The organism is Evansella clarkii (genome assembly GCF_002019695.1).
GTDB lineage: Bacteria > Bacillota > Bacilli > Bacillales > Salisediminibacteriaceae > Evansella > Evansella clarkii.
The window spans coordinates 3,307,641-3,327,368 of record NZ_KV917376.1 but is presented as its reverse complement, the minus strand read 5'-3'; the positions used below and the strand labels follow the sequence as shown (position 1 = coordinate 3,327,368).

The following is a 19,728-nucleotide window of genomic DNA, read 5'->3' as shown; positions in this document are numbered from 1 at the left end:
TCTCTTCTTATGCACTAGGCGAACTAAAAAGAATTATATCGGCTGTATTTTCCGTTTCACTCCTTGTGTTTCTGTTACGCTGTATCTTATCTCTAAGTTTTTCGTCCTTTAACAATTTTACGAGCGCATCGGCTGTTTGTTCTGCATCAAAGTCGACGATCAGCCCTGTCTCATTATTAATTATTTGTTCTCTTGCCCCCGTAAAGTCTGTACATACTATCAGTTTATTAAAGCATTTTGCCTCGGCCAGAGTAATGCAAAATCCTTCATGCCTGGACGGCTGAACGTAAATATCGCATTGTTTCATAAAAGGATATGGGTTAGAGTTGGATCCTAATAGGATAAATTCTTTTTCAACTCCGTAATCCCTGATTAGCTGTTCATATTCTTTCCTGGCGTTGCCTTCACCAATGCAGTACCATTTTACATTAAAACCTTTTTCCTTTAACTTTGATATCACCTGAATAGCAAGGTCCTGCCCTTTTTCTTTACTTAAACGGCCTACCGTCAGGATTCTGTATCCTTCAAAGGCATCCTCAAAGCCTCTTCCCTGTTCTGCCATAGCTGTCACTGACTTACGAGAGACAAAGTTAGGGTATACTGCTAGTTTTCGGTCCATTTGTGGAAGCAGGCTCAAAAACTTCTCTTTCCCTTCCCTGGAGACAACATGAATTTGATCGAAACACTTATATAATTTTTCCGCATAGTTTTTATCGAACCCTATCTTTGTAACATCAAAATGAATCCACTGTATCTTCCTGTCAGCCTTTATTTTTTTTGCAACAAAAAAGCTTATGAGGTCCATTGGACCAGCATAAGCGACAGCTATATCATATTTATCTTTTAGTACGGGAGTACTAGTACTTCTCAGGGCATATTTCATTAGTAGGATTTTATCGTTTAATAATTTTGAAAGGAGGCTGACAGTAAAAAATCCAGCTGCTTTAAATAACCGCCCTGTACGTAAAAAGCCTTTTACAACCTTAAGAGGAGGAGGATTTAACAGATCCTTTATCTCCTTGTACCCATCCACATACTCAACCTTTACATTACCTGGTATGGAATCCAGGAAGCCGCCGTACTTTTCCAGCATCAATATAGTAATCTCGTAGTCGCTTTCAGGTATTTCATTTATCATATTTAACAAAGCTTTTTCGGTGCCGCCTACGTTCATGTTAATAACCATGAAAAGGATTTTTTTCTTCATAAGAATACACACTCTCATCCAATTAATTTATAAAACTTCTGGATCTCTTCTACGTTTCCTTTTTTCTCTGTCTTTAAGTAATCCCTAATACTGCTCCTGAGCTCTTTGTCTTTATGGAGCTTTAAAATTCCTTCATACACAGCTTCTGGGGTCATATCTACAACTAAACCATTTTTTTCGTTTACCATCTGGGAAAAAACAGCATCAAATCTGGTTGTAACAACCGGAATATTAAGCATTCTCGCTTCTGCGATTGCTATTCCAAAGCCTTCAAACCTTGAAGTTTGAACGTATATATCCGAGTTCTTAATGTATGGGTATGGATTTGCCTCGACTCCAAGCAAAATAAAGTGGTCAGACAGCCCATTCTCATCAATGGACGCTCTTATCTTCCTCTCTAAAGGCCCTTTACCTAATGCATACCATCTAAAATTAATATTTCCCTGTTCTTTCAGCATTTTACAGGCTTTTAATGCGATATCGTAGCCTTTTTGATTGGCGAGCCTGCCAATTGTAAGAATTTTAGTCCCTTCAAACTTATCATTATATCCTTTTCCTAAATCAGCCATCCTGGAGATGAACTCCGGGTTAGTAATATCGAAGATCACCTCAGTTTGATCTTTATATTCCGGAAAAGTCTCTGTAAATATTTCTTTTGTTTTATTTGATACAGCAACTATTCTGTCGCACTTATCATAGAACTCCTTCTGGAAAATTCTATCCTCGTCCTCCAGTCTGTAGCTGACATTTACCCAGGCTAACTTCTTTTTCGCTTTAACTTTATCCGCCACATAAAAAGTAGGAATGCACTGGGCATACGCGATGGCAATATCATAAGTTTCAGGGTTTACTTCTATCACATCAGCAGCTGACTCCCAGAAGATCCTTGCTTTTTGGGGATTACTGTATGTTTTTCTCCTTATATTTACCGAATATTTGATTCTGGAATTAAGCATCTTAAAACTTTTACCTTTCACAGAGTATAGGACAGACTTAGAAAGACTTAACCCTGAGAAAACAGTATATTTTAGCGGTGGCAGTATATTTACTTCTTCAGGAAGTAATTTTTCAAGGGTTTTCCCATGAGAAAATAGCATTAAATCCACTGAAAAACTGGAATAATCCAACATCGATAATAATGTGACAAGACTTTTTTCCGCACCAGCTACATCTAATGAATCAATCACAAAAAGTAGTTTCTTTTTCATATTATAAGACATCACCTTTTATATTAGAGTTTAGCAGGATTATGCTCTGGCCAATTGCCTTTTGATTTGGTTAAAATAAAGTAGCAGTCTGAAATCATAATTGATTGCTCTAATTAAGTATTTATATTTTTGGTTTAATATTGAGCTGGTAATAATTTCTTTATAATATTTTCTGACAGGCTGCTGGATGGCGGATAAAAAATACTGTTGTTTATTCCTGTCTTCCACCTGGTTCATAATATAGTACATATTATCAATACAGCCGTAAGTAAAGGCTGCTAATACTTCATCTGACAACTGAGGATATTCTGCCGTCATATAATCTACGATTTCTTCCCACCCAGTAAAAGCATCCAGTCTCTTTTCTGAGAAAGTCGAGGTTAGTATGCTGTTGCTCCTCTTTACGTATATATAACCAATAAACTCTTTGAAAACCGTTTTTGAAGAATTGGTAAATAACCTGTATGTGGTCGATAGATCCTCATGTAAACGTCCTTCCGGAAACTGGATATTATGAAAGCACGATTTTTTAAAAAGCTTATTACATAACGAAAACCTGTATAGCTTCCCTTTGAAAAGCTCCCTTAAGGCTTCTATGTGATCCATTTCTTTCGTAAACTCATTAAATGCAGTATTGATGATCTTTTCGTCTATTTCTCTGGCCAGCCGGCAAACCGCAATATCACTGTCTGTGTTTTCACATAAGCTGTGCAATTCTTCATACATATGAGGGACAATATAGTCATCACCGTCAACAAAACCAATGTAATTTCCCCGGGCGGCAGCAACACCTGTGTTTCTCGCAGAACTGACCCCCTCATAATTTTGATGGATGACGGTAACTCTGTTATCTTTTTCCCTGTATTCCTCACAAATGCTTGCGCTGTTATCTGATGAGCCGTCGTTTACAAGTATTATTTCCAGATTTGTAAAGGTCTGCGCCAGGATGCTGTCCACACAATCCCTAAGGTAAGGACCTGCATTATGAACCGGTACAATCACACTTATTTCAGGTGGCATAATCATCCTATCCCTTCCTCAGGATCTTATTTTCTCTTTCACCAAGGTGGTAGAAACTCCCTTTGTATAAGGGAAATAAACGATTTCAACTCCTGCCTGGCTGAAACGCATTTCTAATTCAGCAAAAAGAGGACTTCCTTTCCAGTCGTCACCAACAAACATGACATCGAAAAGTAAATGTTCCCAGGCTGAATATTTATCTCTGTTAAACTGAGGAACTACTTGATCAACATATTTTATCCCTTCTACAATAGCCTTTCTGTCTTCGAATGAGGTCACCGGCTGTTTATTTTTATATTCCAGCACAAGTTCATCCGTACTGACGCCCACAATTAGGTAATCACATTCTTCCTTCGCCCTTTTTAAAATATTCAGATGGCCGACGTGAAATAAATCAAAAACTCCTGTTGTGTAGCCTACTTTATACTGCTTCATAAACATCCTCCTCTTTTTCGGGATAGCATTGTACCTCAATGCGTTTTACCAACCTTTCACAAGCTTTCCCGTTTTCAAAACTGCCTGTTTGAAGTGAAAATCTATCAAGACCCAACTGGTATTTTTCTTCGTTAAATTTACGAATTTGATCTCTTAAATTACTTTGATCTGTGGAATGAAAGAACGGAAGACCAGTAATATTGAAGTAAAGTCCTCTTTCTTTTGCTGTGTATTCTTTTATATCAGGTACATAAAGAAAGCAAGGCCGTTTCGTTATTGCATAGTCAAACATTAATGATGAATAATCAGTAAGAAGTACATCTGCAATACTTAGAAGTTCCTGGATATCATCGTAACTACTTGCATCAATGACATTGTTTTCTCCTTGTAAGATTTCCTTTGATCTCGAAGCTAAATGAGGGTGCAGTTTAATAAAAAAGAGCCATTCGCCGCCGAAGCGAGAATGAAGCTCTTTAATAATTGAAGAATAATCCATTTTATAAATATCTAAATTACTGCTGTTTCGGAAAGTTGGAGCATACAATATTATTTTTTTATCCCCATTAACATTTAATCTCTTGAAAATTTGCTTCCGCAGCTCCGGATTGCTGTTCACCAGTACATCATTCCGTGGAGTTCCGCTTTCGAAAATTTCGCCATTATACCAGAATGCTCTCTTGAAAATATCGGAACTAAACTTACAGCCTGACAGAAGCAAATCACATTTCTTTGAATCATTTTTGGCCATTTCCAAATAGTGAGCAGGCAAAGATTCTTCTGCATCTTTTTCAATTTGTTTCAGCCTTAAGGAGCTATGCCAAGTCTGGATATAATATTGATTCTTCCTTTTAATGAAATAATCAGTTGTCCGGAAATTAGTCACAATGACCTTAGAAGTGCATAATTCGTAGAAGTATTTGAGCGTCATTACTCTTACTTTCCTAATATCTTCAGGTACATTCTTCCTTTCCGACTCAGTAAAAGCCCAGACAATATCAAAGGTGTTTTCAGGGTAATTATCTAAGATGTATTCAGTTATGTATTTCGGGTTGCATCCATATTGGCTGCCATAATAGCTAAAAAAAAATATTTTATTGTTTTTAATCGGGAGGCAGTTGAATAAATGAATGATTACTATGATAATAAAGTTTTGTAGTTTAGCTATAAGCTTTTTCATTCCTCCTTGCCTCCTTAGAATAATTTATACGCTGAGTAGTGACGGGTACTGGAACCAACTTCAATCTTCTTAGATATTTCCTTCCTCCTAAATAGGCAATATTCACCCACGGGTGTACATGAAAAAACACCAGTTGCCTGTATAACTGGCGGTCCTCCTTACCGGCTTGTTTAAACTGTTTTATATTAGTTTTAATGTAAGATTGGATCTCTTTTCTGTTTTTTCCCCCTGGATCTTTCTTTCTGTTTAAGAACAATAAGTTATAGTGCTCCAGGCATGTTTTTAAAAGTAGTTTGCTGGATTTCAGCGATAGGTCTGGGTAGTGCTGCTGGATAAATTTATGCCTTTCTTTTAAACCCTTAATTATGTCCAGGTTTCTCGGACTGTAGTCAGCAACGATACTGTCTTCCCGCTGGAAGTAGTTATAAAAGGGCTGGTTCAGCAGGACATATTTATCTGCACGGTGCATAACTTGATGGGCCCAGAAGACATCTTCAAAAAGGACTCCTTTTTTGAACGGTATGTCTTCTATCAAAGCAGTTTTATATAGCTTTCCCCACGCAAAGTTTTTAACTTTTTGGTTGATGACCAGCTCTTTCATAAGTGCTTCTTTACCGATAACCTGTACTTGAGGCTTATCAGTAGCAGAGCTCTTTTCCAGCAGCAGAAAATCCTCGTTGGCATAATAAAAAGCCGACTGTACTATGTCGGCAGCGTATTTCTCTATCGTTTTTACCATTTGCTCTACCATTTCCGGTTCTAGCCAATCGTCACTGTCAACAAACATAGTGTATACCCCTGCTGCGTATTTCATGCCGAAATTTCTTGCATCTGACAAGCCACCATTTTCCTTATGGAAAGCTCGAACTCTTTTATCTATGGTGGTATATTCTTCAGCTATTCGGCCGCAATTGTCCGGAGAGCCATCGTTTACAAGAATGACATCCAGATTCCTGTAAGTTTGGCTCAATATACTGTCAATACAGCGTCTCAAATATTTTTCCACCTTGTAAACAGGCACTATGATGCTGACTTTAGGTAGCATAATTGATCCCTCCCTTCTCTATCGCATATAACTTCCGGATTTCCTCGTTATTGCTGTAATCCGTATTGTTACAATTTGCTGCGATTGTCTCTCTCAGTTTCCTGTCTTTATATAGCTGTTCAATTCCAACAGTAATCCCTTCAACTGATAAGTCACATATCAGCCCATCATAATTATTTCTGACCTGGCTTGCTGCAGTAGGGTAATTAGTGACTAATACAGTCTTGCCAAGGATTTGTGCTTCTCCTACTGTGACAGCCTTCCCTTCATACCTTGAGGGTTGTACGTATAAATCAGCTGCTTTAATAAAGGGATATGGGTTCGTTTGTTTTCCAAGGAGGATAAAGCTGCTATGCAGTTGATACTTGTCAATTAAATCCCTAATAAGTACTTCATCACCTCCGTAGCCCACCACATACCAGGCTATATTTTCATACCCCTTGTCTTTCAGCAGTCTTAAAGCTCTGACTGCATTATCAATTCCTTTTGCGTGTGAAAGTCTTGCAACAGTAATGATTTTAAACCGGCTGTCCTCTGCCATAGGGTTCTTTACAGGGGAAGCAGCCAGCTCTCTAACGAAATTAGGTGATGTGATATTTTCAATAACGATCACTTTATCTTTCAAGCTAGGATATTTGTATAAAAAAGAAGTCTTACAGTCTTCTGATACAGCGGCAATATAATCGAACTTATTCCACATTACCAAATCTGCCTGTATATCCGTATCTACTGTTGAGTAATCGGTGTGTATCCAGGCAATCTTCGTTTTCGCTTTCACTTTCTCTGCAACAAGGTAATGTGGCCATAAATAACTTACAGCAATATCATACTCTTTTTTAATAGAAGGCAGAAACGGTAGGGCATACTTCCACATGTACTGCATTTGCTTATACCCTGTTTCTGATGAATTGCTGCGGCCAGCCTTTACTTTGGCAAATAACCGAGTACATCCAAGAGCTATATGCCCTGATTTGAAGATGTCTTTTATTGGCTGCCTGAATGTTTTATATTCATCTACTTCCGGAAGCAAGCTTGGTTTTTCAGGAAGTTCCCTCATAAACTCGCCAGTATGGCTGTACAGCAAAAGATCTGCCTGATAATTCTCGTAGTCGAAATTCTTCAGCAGATTAATCAGGCTTCTCTCAACTCCGCCGACCTCCAGGTCAAATGTGGAAAACAGAATGTTCTTCATTATTGCCTCCATACTTGCTTAGTTGTATATGCTCAATAGTTTTCTTATCCCTGTATCCATGGAATAACCCTCTTTTATAAATGCATTCCTAATCTTTTTCTGGTCCACTTCATTCTTTCTGGTTTTCTGGATTATAATTTCCGCCCAGTTTTCAGGACTGTCTCTTAAAGATATACGAGTCATTAATCCGATATTCAAGTCTGCCTCAGGCTGAATAGCCTCTGATACTGCACATGGCAATCCGCTTGCCTGAGCCTCAAGCAGAACAAGCCCGAGACCTTCATACTTTGATGGAAAAACAAAAATATCCATACATCGGAACATTGTATGGACATCCTCCCTTACACCTGCAAAAACAACATTTTCCGATAACCCTTGCTCTTTTGCTGATTCTTCAATCTGTTTTCTCAGGTCTCCATCGCCGACAAGAAGTAATTTACAGTTTTCCTGTTTCTTTTTAAGAGATCCTAATATCTCCAGAAGAAAGTGATGATTTTTTGGTTCAATAAATCTTCCTACATGACCAATAACTAATTGATTCGTTAACCCTGCATCACTCTTAAATGCAACAACATCGTCCTCTTGATAACTCATAAACTTCTTATGTTCGATTAAGTTAGGGAAGTAAGCATACTTGCTGCCACTCACCCCTTTTTCACCAAATAAATAACTACCCGCATTACTGCTGCAAGCCAGTAGGTTTGTGGAAAACTTATTTATGACTTCTCTCATTGTCTGTAAATATATTTTTCTTACTAATGAGCTTTCGTTATCTTCTGTCGTATGTGCATGGGCAATCCTTACTGGCACACCTGAAATTTTTGCAGCAATCAACGCAAATCCACAGTGAAATAGTGTGTGTGCATGCACCACATCATACGGGCCATATTGTTTCATGACACTAGTATGTTCTTTTATTGACTGCGGTCTCTCAATACGAATGATTCTCCCACCAAGCTGTCTTATTTCTTCATCATAGTGAGCTTCCTGCTTACTGTAAGTTACGAAGTCGAATTGTATCCTTTCCCGGTCAATGTTTCTGTAAATATTCATTAACATTGTTTCAGTACCAGCCCTGTTCATAGCTCCTGTTATATGAAGTACACGCAACGTAATTCTCCTTTAAACTTTAATACTTAAGGACCTTTTTATACAGTTAACGATCCTCATCTGATCCTCTTCCGTCAGATTAGAACCTGACGGGAGGCAGATCCCCTGCCTGAATAAATCTTCCGAGACATTCTCCAGCTCGTTGTGGGGGTAATATAAACTGGAACGGAACAATGGCTGGAGATGAAGGGGCTTCCATACCGGCCGGGCTTCAATATTTTCAGATGCAAGTGATTCGAGAAGAGCTTCTGATGTAATTCCTGCCTCTTCTTCAGCGACAATTAGAGCTGTAAGCCAGCGATTGGAATGTGTCCCTTCCAGCTCAGGCATGAACGAAAGACCTGGAACATATCTGAGTTCTTTTACATATCGTTCAAAAACGGCTCTTCTCAAAGCAACTCTTTCATCGAGAACCTGCAACTGGGCTCTTCCTACACCAGCGAGAATGTTGCTTAGCCGGTAGTTATACCCCCGCCTGCTGTGCTGATAGTGGACTGCCTGATCTCTAGCCTGTGTTGCAAAAAACCTTGCTTTCTTTAATGCTTCTGTATTATTAGAAATGAGCATCCCGCCACCGGAAGTGGTGATGATTTTATTGCCGTTAAAAGAATAAATTGCAAACTCTCCAAATGACCCGCTCTTCTTTCCATAGTATTTGGAGCCAAGAGATTCCGCTGCATCCTCTACCACCGGCACACCGAACATATTACAAAGAGTAATTATTTCTTTCATCTTTGCGCTTTGTCCGTACAGATTGACGACGATAACCGCTTTTGGAAGCTTTCCTCTTAAGCCAGCTTCGATCAAAGCTCTCTCAAGTGCGTCCGGCGACATGTTCCACGTATCACGTTCTGAATCTATAAATACCGGCACGGCTCCCTGGTAAAGGATTGGATTAGCGCTCGCTACAAAAGTAAGACTGGAACAAAACACCGTATCTCCTTTTTCTACCCCTAATAAAATAAGAGCCAGATGAATTGCTGAAGTACCGGAATTTACGGCTACAGCATCACTGACTCCTGCATATTCAGCTATTTCTTTTTCAAATCCATCCACATTTGGCCCAAGCGGTGCAATCCAGTTGGTCATGAACGCTTCATTAATGAAGTTTACTTCATTTCCGCTCATATGAGGCGGCGAGAGGTAAATTCTTTTTTGTACTGATGTTAACAAGGACCTCACCTTCCTTTCGCAGTACTTTAGCTGGTACTCCAACTGCTGTACGGTATTGAGGAACATCATTTATAACAGTAGCACCTGCCCCAATGACAGCCCACTGTCTGATGGTTTTTCCCGGTATCACTGTTGCCCCTGAGCCAATATGAACTCCTTCCTCAACAGTTACGTTTCCAGCAAGTGTGGCATTCGGAGAGATATGGGTATAATTACCAATACAATTGTCATGCTCAACTACAGCGCAGCTATTGATAATCGCATGGTTACCAATCTGACTGTCTGCATTAACCACCGCATTTGGCATAATAACAGTACCTCTTCCGATTATGGCGCTGTAACTAATACAGGCAGTCCGGTGAATCACTGTGGCATAATACTCATCAGGAAGATTCAGCCTTTCCTTCATTTTTTTCCTTACACTATTACTGCCAATCGCGATAATAAATTTTACGTCTCCCCAGTAACTGATCAAATCGGCTGCTGCTTCTGTTGGGCCTGTAATGGATTGCTCCACTGTCTTCAGCTCACTGAATTTATCATCGAGATATGCGGCTATCTCATTTTCCTCTGCAGAGAGAATAATATCTTTAATGACTTTACTGTGCCCCCCCTGGCCGATCAGCACTATCTTCACTCAAGATCACCGCCTTTAAGAATATTATCCTCTGTATTTTTCAACCGTAGCCTTCCCGTCCTGATTGATTCCTTCTGTTTTGGCAACCTTTACTACAGTTAAAAATAATATTTTAAGATCTAATAAAAATGACTGGTTTTCTACATACCAGACATCCATATCCAGTTTTTCCTTCCAGGATACAGAGTTACGGCCGTTAACCTGAGCCCAGCCTGTAATACCAGGCCTTACCTCATGTCGCCGAGCATGCTTTTCACTGTATAGAGGCATATATTCCATAAGCAACGGCCGGGGACCCACAAGGCTGATATCCCCTTTAATTACATTGATAAGCTGGGGAAGTTCGTCCAGACTGTACTTTCTGAGAAAGGCGCCGAACGGCGTTAATCTTTCTTCATCGGAAAGTAAATTACCATCCTCGTCTCTGTCGCCAGTCATAGTTCTGAACTTATAGAAACTGAAAGGTTTGCCTTGTAAACCAGGGCGTTGCTGCTTAAATAATACTGGCGAACCTAGTTTTATCTTTACCAGCAAAGCAATAAATAAGATCACGGGGAGCAGGCCCATTATTAAGACACCACTCACAAACAAATCAAATGCTCTTTTCATGATTTCCCTCTCTTTGCGGAATTAACGGAAAAACTAACTTTCCTTCATAGCTGATAAGATTTCTTTTCTTATTTCATCAACAATTTCGGGTGCTTTTATCTTTTCTGTCTTCTCCCCTTTGTTATAAATTTTCAACAATATATCTTTCAGGTTATCCTCGGTAAGTTTTGAGGAAATTTGCATTATAAACACCTCGGTTTTAAATTAAAAATTAAGAAAATCAAAGTCACTTCTGTAGTCGATGTTTAAGGAAATCACATGCTCGTAATAAAAATAGATAAAGTAAAGTACCAGGATGGCATAGTATACAAACTTCTGATCTTTTTCATGAAACAGCTTTACTATCCAGGCCATTATAATGAGCTGATAAAGACCAAAATAAATAGTAAACCTTGCAAATATCCAGTTTTGTAAAGAAATAATCATGAATACCAGATTTAATAAACAAAGATTCAAAAAGTAGTCGCTGCTTGGGAATATTTCCCGCAATTTATCCCGTCCTAAATAAGCAAGAATTAATGGTGCAGCGGTGACTGCTATTCTGAGAATGCTTGCTCCGCCCTCTGAAAATTCACTGTAACCTCCATATTGTGTGTTACTTATGGAAGAAAACAATAAGTCTGAAAACTGTTCATAGCCGATTACAATGACAACAGCGAGTGCCAGCAGCCATGCCGTTGTTTTAGTCCAGGCTTTTCTCCTGATTAAGAAATAAATTGGGATCAAAATTAGGGCACTTTGATGAAATGTTGATGCCAGCAGTACAACAAGAGTGAACTTTTTCCAGCTTCCATCAATAATAAATTTTGTAGCTGCAAATATAATTGCAGCTGCTAAAAACTGACGTATTCCGTTCATAGACACAAGGAATAAGCCGCCAGTTATGTAAACATATAATGCCAGCTCAAACATCCGGGAATATTTATAAAGGATAATTACTATTAAAACGTTTGTAATAAGTGCCGTTGTAAAAATAAGAATCTGGGGATCTCTGCTAATTTCCTGAAGCAGCATTTGCAGCAAACCAAACCCCATATCCTTTCCTTCCCATACAATCTCCCAGGTGAAAGTTGTTGTTTCATAGGCGTGTCTGTAGTAATAAGTGTCTCCTATATTTCTGCGGAGCCCGGAAATTATCACAAGAATAACCATCGCCCCGAAAGCGAATAGTTTATTAGGTTTTACAGGCACCGGATCAGCCAGAGAAGGAGGAGCCGGCAATGATATATACCTTGCAAATAAAGAGAAACTGAACACAAGGGCCAGGTTAGCGTACAAAATTGACATTGCTCTTATCCTTTCTGCAGCTGCCATACAATATATAAATCTACGACTTCACTAAAACATATACATACAGTATCATTCCAAGCGGCATTGCCAGGAGTGTTAATAGTTTACTTGGTGCTTCTTTAAGAAAACTCCGGTTTCTCATAAGAATGCTGCTGGAAACATAATGTATTGCCTGCCGGAACTTATAGCTTGTTGAAACAAATGGAAGCTTCATTAGTTCCACTCTGTAAAAAGCAAAACCTCTTGGGTTTTTTCTGTACTGCCTCAGCATATTTAACGACGATCCGTCAGGAAGGTATTCAACGATACAAAGGGGCTCGTTCAAAAGCAGCAATTCAAAATCTTCGTCCAGCTTATAATACTTATAGGCGAGGCCAACGTACTTCTCGTTCTCAAAAACCGGGTAAGGGTAGTATTTTGTCAGCTCTGTCCGGTAAACGAGCTTCTTATCTCCTGTTACACCATGCTTACTGTACAAATCAAATAGGGTGGAAGTCTCCACTGTTTCAGGCAATATCGTTCCAATTACTTCTCCATTTTTATAAACATCCAGGCCAACAATGCCGCTGACTTTCTCAGAACCATGTTTTCTCCAGAAAGAAATTATCTTTTCCACCGCATCTTCCGGCATAGAATCATCAGAGTCGATGCATACATTTAATTCTGTTTCGATTAGCTCATAAGCGCTATTATGGGCACCGTGCATCCCATGATTCTCCTGCCAGTAGTATTGAATTTCTATTTTTTTTTCCGCTATCCAGCCTGCAACAAGCTCCCTTGTATTATCGGTAGAGCCATCGTCAATAACCATCCAGACAAAGTCTTGACAAGTCTGCCGGACGAGGCTTTCATAGCATTCATGCAGGCAGTAAGCACGATTGTATGCAGGAGTAAAAACCGTTAATAATTTAGCCAATTTACCACCTCTTTTCTAAATGGCTGAATAAAACCCTTCGCTCCATTGGGCAGAAGCTTTTATATCATAGCCTTTTTCTGCGAGAGTTTCAGAGGAAATTCTCCGTGGGGAAGCAGTCTGTGAAATAGCCTTCACTGCCTCAATCCATGGATGAATCTCATCTAATGGACAAAAATCCACGAGATTTATACCCATATCCACTTCCTCAGTGATCGTGTCTGATATAATACATGGCAGTCCCGAGCCCTGCGCCTCGATTAAAGTTACGGGCAGGCCTTCATGAAGGGAAGGAAATAAAAAAACATCCATCCCCTGAACGAGGTGATGAATATCCTCTCTTACACCGAGAAAATGTACCCGGTGGTCCAGCTCTAAATCACACACTTTTTTCTCTATTTCCTTCCTGAGCGGACCGTCTCCGGCGAGAACCAGTTTCGCTGCAGGTACGTGTTTCGTGATTTCATAAAACAGATCAATTAGAAAATAGTGGTTTTTCTGCTCATTAAACCTGCCAACATGTCCGATGACAAAGTTATTTTTCAGTTTCAGACTTTCTCTTACACGTTTTCTTATGTCTGGTGAATAGCTGAATTTACTGCAGTCAATACCATTCTTCAGGATCTTTGCTGAATCTACTTTTTTTTCAAACAGCCAGTCAGCTGCAGCATTGGAGCATGCCAGCATATGGGTCGCACTTGCTGTGATTTTTCTTCCTGCATACCACTTATACAGTTTTGCAGCTGTCCCCCCTTCACTGTGAGTGTTATGGCTATGCGCAATCCTCGCTGGAACTCCGCACCTCCGGGCACTTTCAAGGATGATCCCGCTCATTTTGTCCATATGGGAATGAACAATTTTGTATTCAGGATGCCCCTTAAAAAAACTATTAAGCGCTTTGGTAAAACCAAAGTGGCCTTTTTCAGTCACATAGGGAATCCGGTGTACTTTCCCTCCCAGCAGTTTGATCTCCTTATCAAAAACCCCCTCTTTGCATGTTAGGAAATCGAATTGCACCTTCGTCCGGTCGATATTTCTATATAGGTTCATTAACAGTGTTTCCGCTCCCCCGCGGTTCATATTAACTACAACATGCAATACTCTTATCGGGCCTCCCATTGCGATGCCTCCCTGCTGGTCATAAACTTTGTATATAGCTGCGCTTTTTCCTCAAGCACCCGATGGACTGAGTACTTGCTTTTAATCAAGGTCCTTCCGTTAGTGCCAAGGTTGTTTCTCAACTCCTTATTTTTAGCCAGAAGAAGGATTTTATTAGCAAATAATTCAACATTGTCTTTATCTGTCAGAAAGCCATTTTTATTAGGCTGTATAAGCTCTTTATGGCCTCTGTTATCTATAGCTGCTACAGGCAGACCCGAAGCCATAGCTTCCATTACGTTGACCGGAAGCCCTTCCCGAAAACTGGAAGCAACAGAAACATCGCACATAGGAAGAAGCTGGTCTATATCCTTCCGTAAACCGAGGAAATCAACCATCCCGCTGATCCCTAATTGCTCTGCAAGCTTCCTGCATTCTTCCAGGGAAGATCCTTCTCCAGCCAACAAAAGACAAGCTTCTGGAAGCTCGTCTTTAATCATTGCCAGCATTTTTAAAAGATGCTGCTGATTTTTATTTTTATTAAATTCTGCAGCGTAAAACATGAGGAAAGCTTCAGGATCGTAACCATATATTTTTCTCAGTTCTTCTTTCCCTTTTAATCCAGCGGGCTTAAACCGTTCCGTATCTACACCTACACCGTGTATCTGTTTAATTTCTCCAACATTAAAATTATGTTTAGTCGCAAGTAAATAATCCTCATCGTTAATGGTAATTAAGCAGTCCGTATATCTTGATAAGAATCTTTCAATTGGGTAATAAACCGCCCAGTTTACCGCTGAAGATCCTTTGCAAAAATGAAAGCCGTGCGCGGTATATAAAACTTTAGTTCCCCTTTTCCTCGCCTCTCTGGCAGCCAGCCGCGTCAGAACTCCTCCGAGCGGGGTGTGGCAGTGGATAATTTGATAGTCATTTTCATGAATGATTGTCTTTAGTTCCCTGTATGCTGTCAGGTTATCAGGCTTAAATGGAGATCGCTGAATCGGTATGTTAAATTTCCGGTCTGTAAAGGGTAAAGTCATTTTGCCTGCTGCTGCTACATGTACTTCCCAGCCTTGTTCCTTAAACCATTTCATATAAGGCAGATGAAATGCGCTGAAATGGTAGTCGACTGTGGCACAATATAAGATTTTCGGCAAGTTCCTCCCTCCATCCCTTTCTATTCTTTTATCGATTCTTTTTCAAGTACCTCTGATAAATATTCGAGTACATCGTATTTCAAATCTCCTCTTTGCACTGCAAAGTCGATCGTTGTTTTAATAAACCCCATTTTTTCCCCGACATCGTACCTGACACCTTCAAAGTCATAAGCATACACAGCTTCAAATTTGTTAAGCTCTGCAATAGCATCTGTAAGCTGAATTTCTCCGCCTGCCCCAGGCTGTATATTTTCTAATATTCCAAAAATTCTCGGGTTAAGTATATAACGTCCGAGTATTGCCAGGTTGGAAGGTGCTTCCTCCCTTTTAGGTTTTTCTACTAAGTTCTTTACAGTATAAAAACGGTGTCCGATTGGCTGGCCATCTACGATTCCATAACGTGAAACCTCCTCTTCGCTGACTGTCTGGACGCCAAGTACAGAAGCGTTATACCGCTCATACTGCTCCATCATCTGTTGCAGGCATGGTTTTGGCGAACGGACAATATCATCTCCCAAAAGCACGGCGAATGGTTCGTCTCCAATAAACTTCCTCGCACACCAGATTGCATGACCCAGGCCTTTCGGTTCCTTCTGCCTGATATAATGAATATCCACGAGCTTCGATGACTTCTGCACCTCATCGAGAAGCTCCATTTTTCCTTTATGAAGCAGGTTCTGTTCCAGTTCGAAGGAGTTGTCAAAATGATCCTCGATGGCCCGTTTTCCTTTTCCAGTAACAATGATTATATCTTCTATCCCTGATTCCACAGCTTCCTCGACGATATACTGGATAGTAGGTTTGTCTACAATCGGCAGCATCTCTTTCGGCATCGCTTTAGTAGCTGGCAAAAAACGGGTACCAAGCCCAGCCGCAGGGATGATTGCTTTTCTCACTTTCATGCTAACACTCCTCTTTTAGACGTTTAACTGATGATTTATCCTGGCATCGATATTAACACTTTTTCAGCAGACGATTCTCTGTTAGCAAGACCGATCAGCTCACTGCGCAATTCTTCATTAGTTATTGTTGGGTATCTCAGCATAATATTTTCTATTTCTTCTATATAGACTGCTGAAGTTTTACCAACATAAATATTCGGATAGATTTGCTGCTCGTGTACTTCATTTTTATTAAGCAGTTCTTCATACAGCTTTTCCCCTGGCCTGATACCTGTAAATTCAATCTGTATTTCATCTGTTGTATGTCCGGAGAGCTTGATCAGATTCTTTGCAAGATCCACGATTTTTACCGGATCTCCCATATCCAGGACAAATACCTCCCCGCCCTTTGCCAGACTCCCTGCCTGAATGACGAGCCTTGATGCTTCAGGGATGGTCATAAAGTATCTCACCATATCCGGATGAGTCACTGTTACAGGTCCGCCTTTTTGAATTTGTTTCTTAAAAAGTGGAATAACACTCCCCCGGCTGCCGAGTACATTTCCGAATCTAACAGCAATAAATTTCGTACTGCTTTTCTTATCCATATCCTGGATGACCATTTCAGCTAATCTTTTCGTGGCCCCCATCACACTTGTGGGATTCACCGCTTTATCTGACGAAATCATAACAAAAGTGGAAATACCGGTTTTGTCTGCTGCTTTAGCAGCGTTTAAGGTGCCGATAATATTATTCTTTACAGCTTCCTCAGGGCTTCGTTCCATTAAAGGAACATGTTTGTGGGCAGCAGCATGATAAATAACATCAGGTTTATGCATCTCCATTATGCGCAGCAGCTTATTATAGTCCTGAACATCTGCGATTTCCGGAATGAATTCCACCTTGGATTCCTTAAAAACTTCCTTCAGTTCCATTTCAATCGTATAAATACTGTTCTCACCATGCCCCAGCAGGATAAGTTTTGCTGGCTCAAATGCTGCCGCCTGGCGGCAGATTTCCGACCCAATGGACCCCCCTGCGCCGGTAACGAGAACGACTTTTCCTGTTATATAATCTGAAATCCCCTTCGTGTCCAGTTTAACTGGCTCTCTGCCGAGCAAATCTTCCACCTGTACTTCCCGGAACTGGCTGATGGATATTTTTCCAGTTACAATATCCTCAAGCATAGGAAGTATTTTAGTATCTGCATCCGTTTTGGCACATTCCTGAAAAATCTCATTTAGAGATTTTTTATCTAACGAAGGAATAGCGATAATAATGTTTTCAATGTTCAGTCTGTTGACTGTGGTCTCAATATCCTTTATTCCCCCTACCACCGGAACACCGAGAATATCAAGATAAAGCTTCTTTTTATCATCATCAATGAAAGCTGCCGGGAGGAGTTCAGCGCCATGATTATTAAGAAGCTGCCTTGCGATCATCGTTCCTGCTGCCCCTGCGCCAATAATGAGTGTCCTTTTTTTGCCGGTGTCCTTTTTTATGTAAGTGTCCCGGAAAACTCTCCAGCTGAACCTCCCTCCTCCAAGGAACAGGAGATAAAGCAGCCAGATAGCTGTCAGAAAACGAATATGAACGTGTCCTGTATAAAAAAATTGACCTGCTGCAGCTAACATTATTGAAATAGTAGTTATTTTTAAAATAATCAGCAGCTCACCAATGCTGGCATATTCCCAGGCTTTTTTATACAGCTTAAAAGAGTAAGAAAAAAAGTAATGACTGAGTAATACTATAATAGCTGTTAAGAGAAATGCATCACTGTAATAAAAATTCCCCTGGACTAACAGGCTGCCTAAAATTATAGTGACAATAATAAGAAAGGAATCAAAAAAAATAAGCAAGGAAGCCTTTTGATAATATGACACCTCCAGCCCTCCCTTCGTTTATATATATTTTAGGTAAATAAAATAAAAGGAGTTCAATTATCCACCCGGATGAGCTTCTAATTAAACTCCTTATTATGTAAAGGGGCATTTAACCCGTCCTCACACCACACCATCGATGACAAGCACCTAAGGTTTTTCAACCCACAGTATAGCCGAGTGCCTCCATCGATAACGGCAAGGAGACATTGCCAATCAGATCTATATAACGTATTTTAATTCTAAATAACGAACATAATAGGTAAAAAAATAAGGCCTTAGCTTTTATCTTGTTCTTCTTTTGAAAGAAAATCGCTTTTTCTTCCTGTTGAATATGATTCCAAGGATCCTGGCGTTTGACAGCTCCAGGGCGTTTTTCGCTTCTAAAGCAATCGAATCCTCTGTTTTACCATTTTTGAGAACAAGTATACTGCCGTCACACTTGGCAGAAAGTATTTTCGCCGTACTGTCATCTAAGATGGAAGGTGTATCAATGACTACATATGCAAACTGAAAAGAAGCTTTTTTCAGAAGGTCATCCATCTTGCTCGATTTGAGCAGCTTAGCTGTATCATATGGCAGCGGTCCGCTTGTAAGAACCTTCAAATTCTCTATAGGTGTCTTGTTTACCGTCTCTTCAAGCGTCTTCTGGTCCGACAGGATGTTGACTAAACCAGCTGTATTTTTAAATCCGAAAAGAGAATGGAGGGACGGATTTTTTATATGCGAGTCTATGAGCAGGACTTTTTTCCCTGTCTTTGCCAGACTGATTGCAAGATTAGCGGCAATGGACGATTTACCGTCTCCCGGTTCAGGAGAAGTAACTAAAATAGTGCTGCAGCCTCTCTCATAAGATAAAAATTCAATATTTTGTTTTATATATTCAAATTCTTCGGCTACTTGTGAATGTGGTTCGTGATAGTGAAGCAAAACATTTCTCTTAGTTTTTAGAGCCAATAAATTCACCCCTTACAGCCGTACTCTTTGATTTATCCCTATTTTTCACTAATGATCTCCCGCTGATTTTCGTAACCCCGCCAAGCACAGGCAAGCCAAGAAGTTTCTCCGCCTGCCGTTCGGTTCTGATTTTCGTATCGAGACTGTCAAGAAGCAGGACATAGCCGGTTCCCGCTACCAGACCAAAAATCAATGCTACCTGAATCATCCGGTTGCTTGGAGAGTTAATTGGAGTTGGATATTCAGCTACTACAGCTTCAGATAAAACATCAATACCGCTGTAATCAAATACATTCTTTGCTTCAGTCTGGAAAACTTCTGCGATTGAATTCGCAATATGTGCAGCGGTTTCCTGGTTTCTGTCTGTTACAGTTACTTCAATTATCTGAGATTCACCGATTGTCTGCACTGTTGTCTGGCCGTATATTTGCTCCGGTGAACGTTCCAGTCTCAATTCATTTACTACACCCTCGAGGACAGGCTTCTCAGTAATAAAAACAATCAGGGTGTTTTTTAAATTAGATGTTTCATGGATCACCATTCTTGTCGAAGCATTATACAGTGGGTCAGGTTTTGTGTATGAAGTATAAAACACTCCCGCTGCAGTGGAGACCGCAGTCAGCAGGATAATGATCCAGAACCTTTTTTTCAGGGCATTAAGTATTTTCTTTAATTCAATTTCACGTCCTTTTTGCTGCTCCATTCCTTCACCCGCCTAGATTGATATTAAGAACCACCA

Annotated in this window: 20 protein-coding genes; all 20 read right to left on the bottom strand. The window is 40.1% G+C overall.

Features of this window, described 5'->3' with window-relative positions:
• Window positions 1–7: 7 nt before the first annotated feature.
• Window positions 8–1,207, bottom strand: a complete 1,200-nt coding sequence (locus BK582_RS15390; protein WP_078595885.1) for a glycosyltransferase — start codon at window positions 1,205–1,207, stop codon at window positions 8–10.
• A gap of 14 nt (window positions 1,208–1,221) precedes the next feature.
• Window positions 1,222–2,415 carry a glycosyltransferase gene (locus tag BK582_RS15385; RefSeq protein WP_078595884.1) on the bottom strand — a complete coding sequence of 398 codons (1,194 nt, stop codon included), beginning with the start codon at window positions 2,413–2,415 and terminating at the stop codon, window positions 1,222–1,224.
• A 39-nt stretch (window positions 2,416–2,454) separates the two neighbouring features.
• Window positions 2,455–3,441 (bottom strand): glycosyltransferase, encoded by a 987-nt coding sequence (locus BK582_RS15380; RefSeq protein ID WP_139368260.1) that lies wholly within the window; start codon window positions 3,439–3,441, stop codon window positions 2,455–2,457.
• Window positions 3,442–3,453: 12 nt separating this feature from the next.
• Window positions 3,454–3,870, bottom strand: coding sequence for an FAD synthase family protein (locus BK582_RS15375; RefSeq protein ID WP_139368259.1), 417 nt, complete (start codon window positions 3,868–3,870; stop codon window positions 3,454–3,456).
• On the bottom strand, window positions 3,857–5,047 hold the full coding sequence (locus BK582_RS15370; RefSeq protein WP_078595882.1) for a CDP-glycerol glycerophosphotransferase family protein: 1,191 nt from the start codon (window positions 5,045–5,047) through the stop codon (window positions 3,857–3,859). Before BK582_RS15370 ends, BK582_RS15375 begins: the two co-directional genes overlap by 14 nt.
• Window positions 5,028–6,092: a glycosyltransferase family 2 protein gene (locus BK582_RS15365; RefSeq protein ID WP_078595881.1), complete on the bottom strand. Its 1,065-nt coding sequence runs from the start codon at window positions 6,090–6,092 to the stop codon at window positions 5,028–5,030. Before BK582_RS15365 ends, BK582_RS15370 begins: the two co-directional genes overlap by 20 nt.
• Window positions 6,082–7,284 (bottom strand): glycosyltransferase, encoded by a 1,203-nt coding sequence (locus BK582_RS15360; RefSeq protein WP_078595880.1) that lies wholly within the window; start codon window positions 7,282–7,284, stop codon window positions 6,082–6,084. Before BK582_RS15360 ends, BK582_RS15365 begins: the two co-directional genes overlap by 11 nt.
• An 18-nt stretch (window positions 7,285–7,302) precedes the next feature.
• Window positions 7,303–8,394, bottom strand: coding sequence for a glycosyltransferase family 1 protein (locus BK582_RS15355; RefSeq protein WP_244895399.1), 1,092 nt, complete (start codon window positions 8,392–8,394; stop codon window positions 7,303–7,305).
• Between the two features lie 12 nt (window positions 8,395–8,406).
• Complete coding sequence (locus tag BK582_RS15350; protein WP_078595879.1) at window positions 8,407–9,567, bottom strand: DegT/DnrJ/EryC1/StrS family aminotransferase; 1,161 nt, start codon at window positions 9,565–9,567, stop codon at window positions 8,407–8,409.
• Entirely contained in the window at window positions 9,509–10,204 is a 696-nt protein-coding gene (locus tag BK582_RS15345; RefSeq protein ID WP_078595878.1) for an acetyltransferase, read from the bottom strand. The genes BK582_RS15350 and BK582_RS15345 overlap by 59 nt, the downstream gene beginning before the upstream one ends.
• 24 nt (window positions 10,205–10,228) lie before the next feature.
• Window positions 10,229–10,813 (bottom strand): sugar transferase, encoded by a 585-nt coding sequence (locus tag BK582_RS15340; RefSeq protein WP_078595877.1) that lies wholly within the window; start codon window positions 10,811–10,813, stop codon window positions 10,229–10,231.
• Window positions 10,814–10,846: 33 nt separating this feature from the next.
• Complete coding sequence (locus BK582_RS28390) at window positions 10,847–10,996, bottom strand: YwzD family small protein (protein WP_476729632.1); 150 nt, start codon at window positions 10,994–10,996, stop codon at window positions 10,847–10,849.
• 21 nt (window positions 10,997–11,017) lie between these two features.
• Complete coding sequence (locus tag BK582_RS15335; RefSeq protein ID WP_078595876.1) at window positions 11,018–12,100, bottom strand: EpsG family protein; 1,083 nt, start codon at window positions 12,098–12,100, stop codon at window positions 11,018–11,020.
• Between the two features lie 40 nt (window positions 12,101–12,140).
• Window positions 12,141–13,019, bottom strand: a complete 879-nt coding sequence (locus BK582_RS15330) for a glycosyltransferase family 2 protein (protein ID WP_078595875.1) — start codon at window positions 13,017–13,019, stop codon at window positions 12,141–12,143.
• A 15-nt stretch (window positions 13,020–13,034) separates the two neighbouring features.
• Window positions 13,035–14,135: a glycosyltransferase family 1 protein gene (locus tag BK582_RS15325; protein WP_078595874.1), complete on the bottom strand. Its 1,101-nt coding sequence runs from the start codon at window positions 14,133–14,135 to the stop codon at window positions 13,035–13,037.
• Entirely contained in the window at window positions 14,120–15,271 is a 1,152-nt protein-coding gene (locus tag BK582_RS15320; protein WP_276328211.1) for a glycosyltransferase family 4 protein, read from the bottom strand. Before BK582_RS15320 ends, BK582_RS15325 begins: the two co-directional genes overlap by 16 nt.
• Window positions 15,272–15,291: 20 nt before the next feature.
• On the bottom strand, window positions 15,292–16,173 hold the full coding sequence (galU, locus tag BK582_RS15315) for a UTP--glucose-1-phosphate uridylyltransferase GalU (protein ID WP_078595873.1): 882 nt from the start codon (window positions 16,171–16,173) through the stop codon (window positions 15,292–15,294).
• Between the two features lie 35 nt (window positions 16,174–16,208).
• A complete protein-coding gene (locus tag BK582_RS15310) occupies window positions 16,209–18,035 on the bottom strand; it encodes a polysaccharide biosynthesis protein (protein ID WP_078595872.1) in 1,827 nt (608 codons plus the stop codon).
• 282 nt (window positions 18,036–18,317) lie between these two features.
• Window positions 18,318–18,989 carry a CpsD/CapB family tyrosine-protein kinase gene (locus BK582_RS15305; RefSeq protein WP_169911048.1) on the bottom strand — a complete coding sequence of 224 codons (672 nt, stop codon included), beginning with the start codon at window positions 18,987–18,989 and terminating at the stop codon, window positions 18,318–18,320.
• Window positions 18,973–19,692 (bottom strand): YveK family protein, encoded by a 720-nt coding sequence (locus tag BK582_RS15300; protein ID WP_078595870.1) that lies wholly within the window; start codon window positions 19,690–19,692, stop codon window positions 18,973–18,975. The genes BK582_RS15305 and BK582_RS15300 overlap by 17 nt, the downstream gene beginning before the upstream one ends.
• Window positions 19,693–19,728 lie beyond the last annotated feature (36 nt).

Excerpts from the sequence above, each read along its gene's own strand:
- BK582_RS15365 (WP_078595881.1), bottom strand. The coding sequence starts at position 6,092 with ATGCTACCTAAAGTCAGCATCATAGTGCCTGTTTACAAGGTGGAAAAA.
- BK582_RS15380 (WP_139368260.1), bottom strand. The coding sequence starts at position 3,441 with ATGATTATGCCACCTGAAATAAGTGTGATTGTACCGGTTCATAATGCA.
- BK582_RS28390 (WP_476729632.1), bottom strand. The coding sequence starts at position 10,996 with ATGCAAATTTCCTCAAAACTTACCGAGGATAACCTGAAAGATATATTG.
- BK582_RS15370 (WP_078595882.1), bottom strand. The coding sequence starts at position 5,047 with ATGAAAAAGCTTATAGCTAAACTACAAAACTTTATTATCATAGTAATC.
- BK582_RS15340 (WP_078595877.1), bottom strand. The coding sequence starts at position 10,813 with ATGAAAAGAGCATTTGATTTGTTTGTGAGTGGTGTCTTAATAATGGGC.
- BK582_RS15325 (WP_078595874.1), bottom strand. The coding sequence starts at position 14,135 with ATGGGAGGCCCGATAAGAGTATTGCATGTTGTAGTTAATATGAACCGC.
- galU (WP_078595873.1), bottom strand. The coding sequence starts at position 16,173 with ATGAAAGTGAGAAAAGCAATCATCCCTGCGGCTGGGCTTGGTACCCGT.
- BK582_RS15385 (WP_078595884.1), bottom strand. The coding sequence starts at position 2,415 with ATGAAAAAGAAACTACTTTTTGTGATTGATTCATTAGATGTAGCTGGT.
- BK582_RS15375 (WP_139368259.1), bottom strand. The coding sequence starts at position 3,870 with ATGAAGCAGTATAAAGTAGGCTACACAACAGGAGTTTTTGATTTATTT.
- BK582_RS15335 (WP_078595876.1), bottom strand. The coding sequence starts at position 12,100 with ATGTCAATTTTGTACGCTAACCTGGCCCTTGTGTTCAGTTTCTCTTTA.
- BK582_RS15300 (WP_078595870.1), bottom strand. The coding sequence starts at position 19,692 with ATGGAGCAGCAAAAAGGACGTGAAATTGAATTAAAGAAAATACTTAAT.
- BK582_RS15390 (WP_078595885.1), bottom strand. The coding sequence starts at position 1,207 with ATGAAGAAAAAAATCCTTTTCATGGTTATTAACATGAACGTAGGCGGC.
- BK582_RS15360 (WP_078595880.1), bottom strand. The coding sequence starts at position 7,284 with ATGAAGAACATTCTGTTTTCCACATTTGACCTGGAGGTCGGCGGAGTT.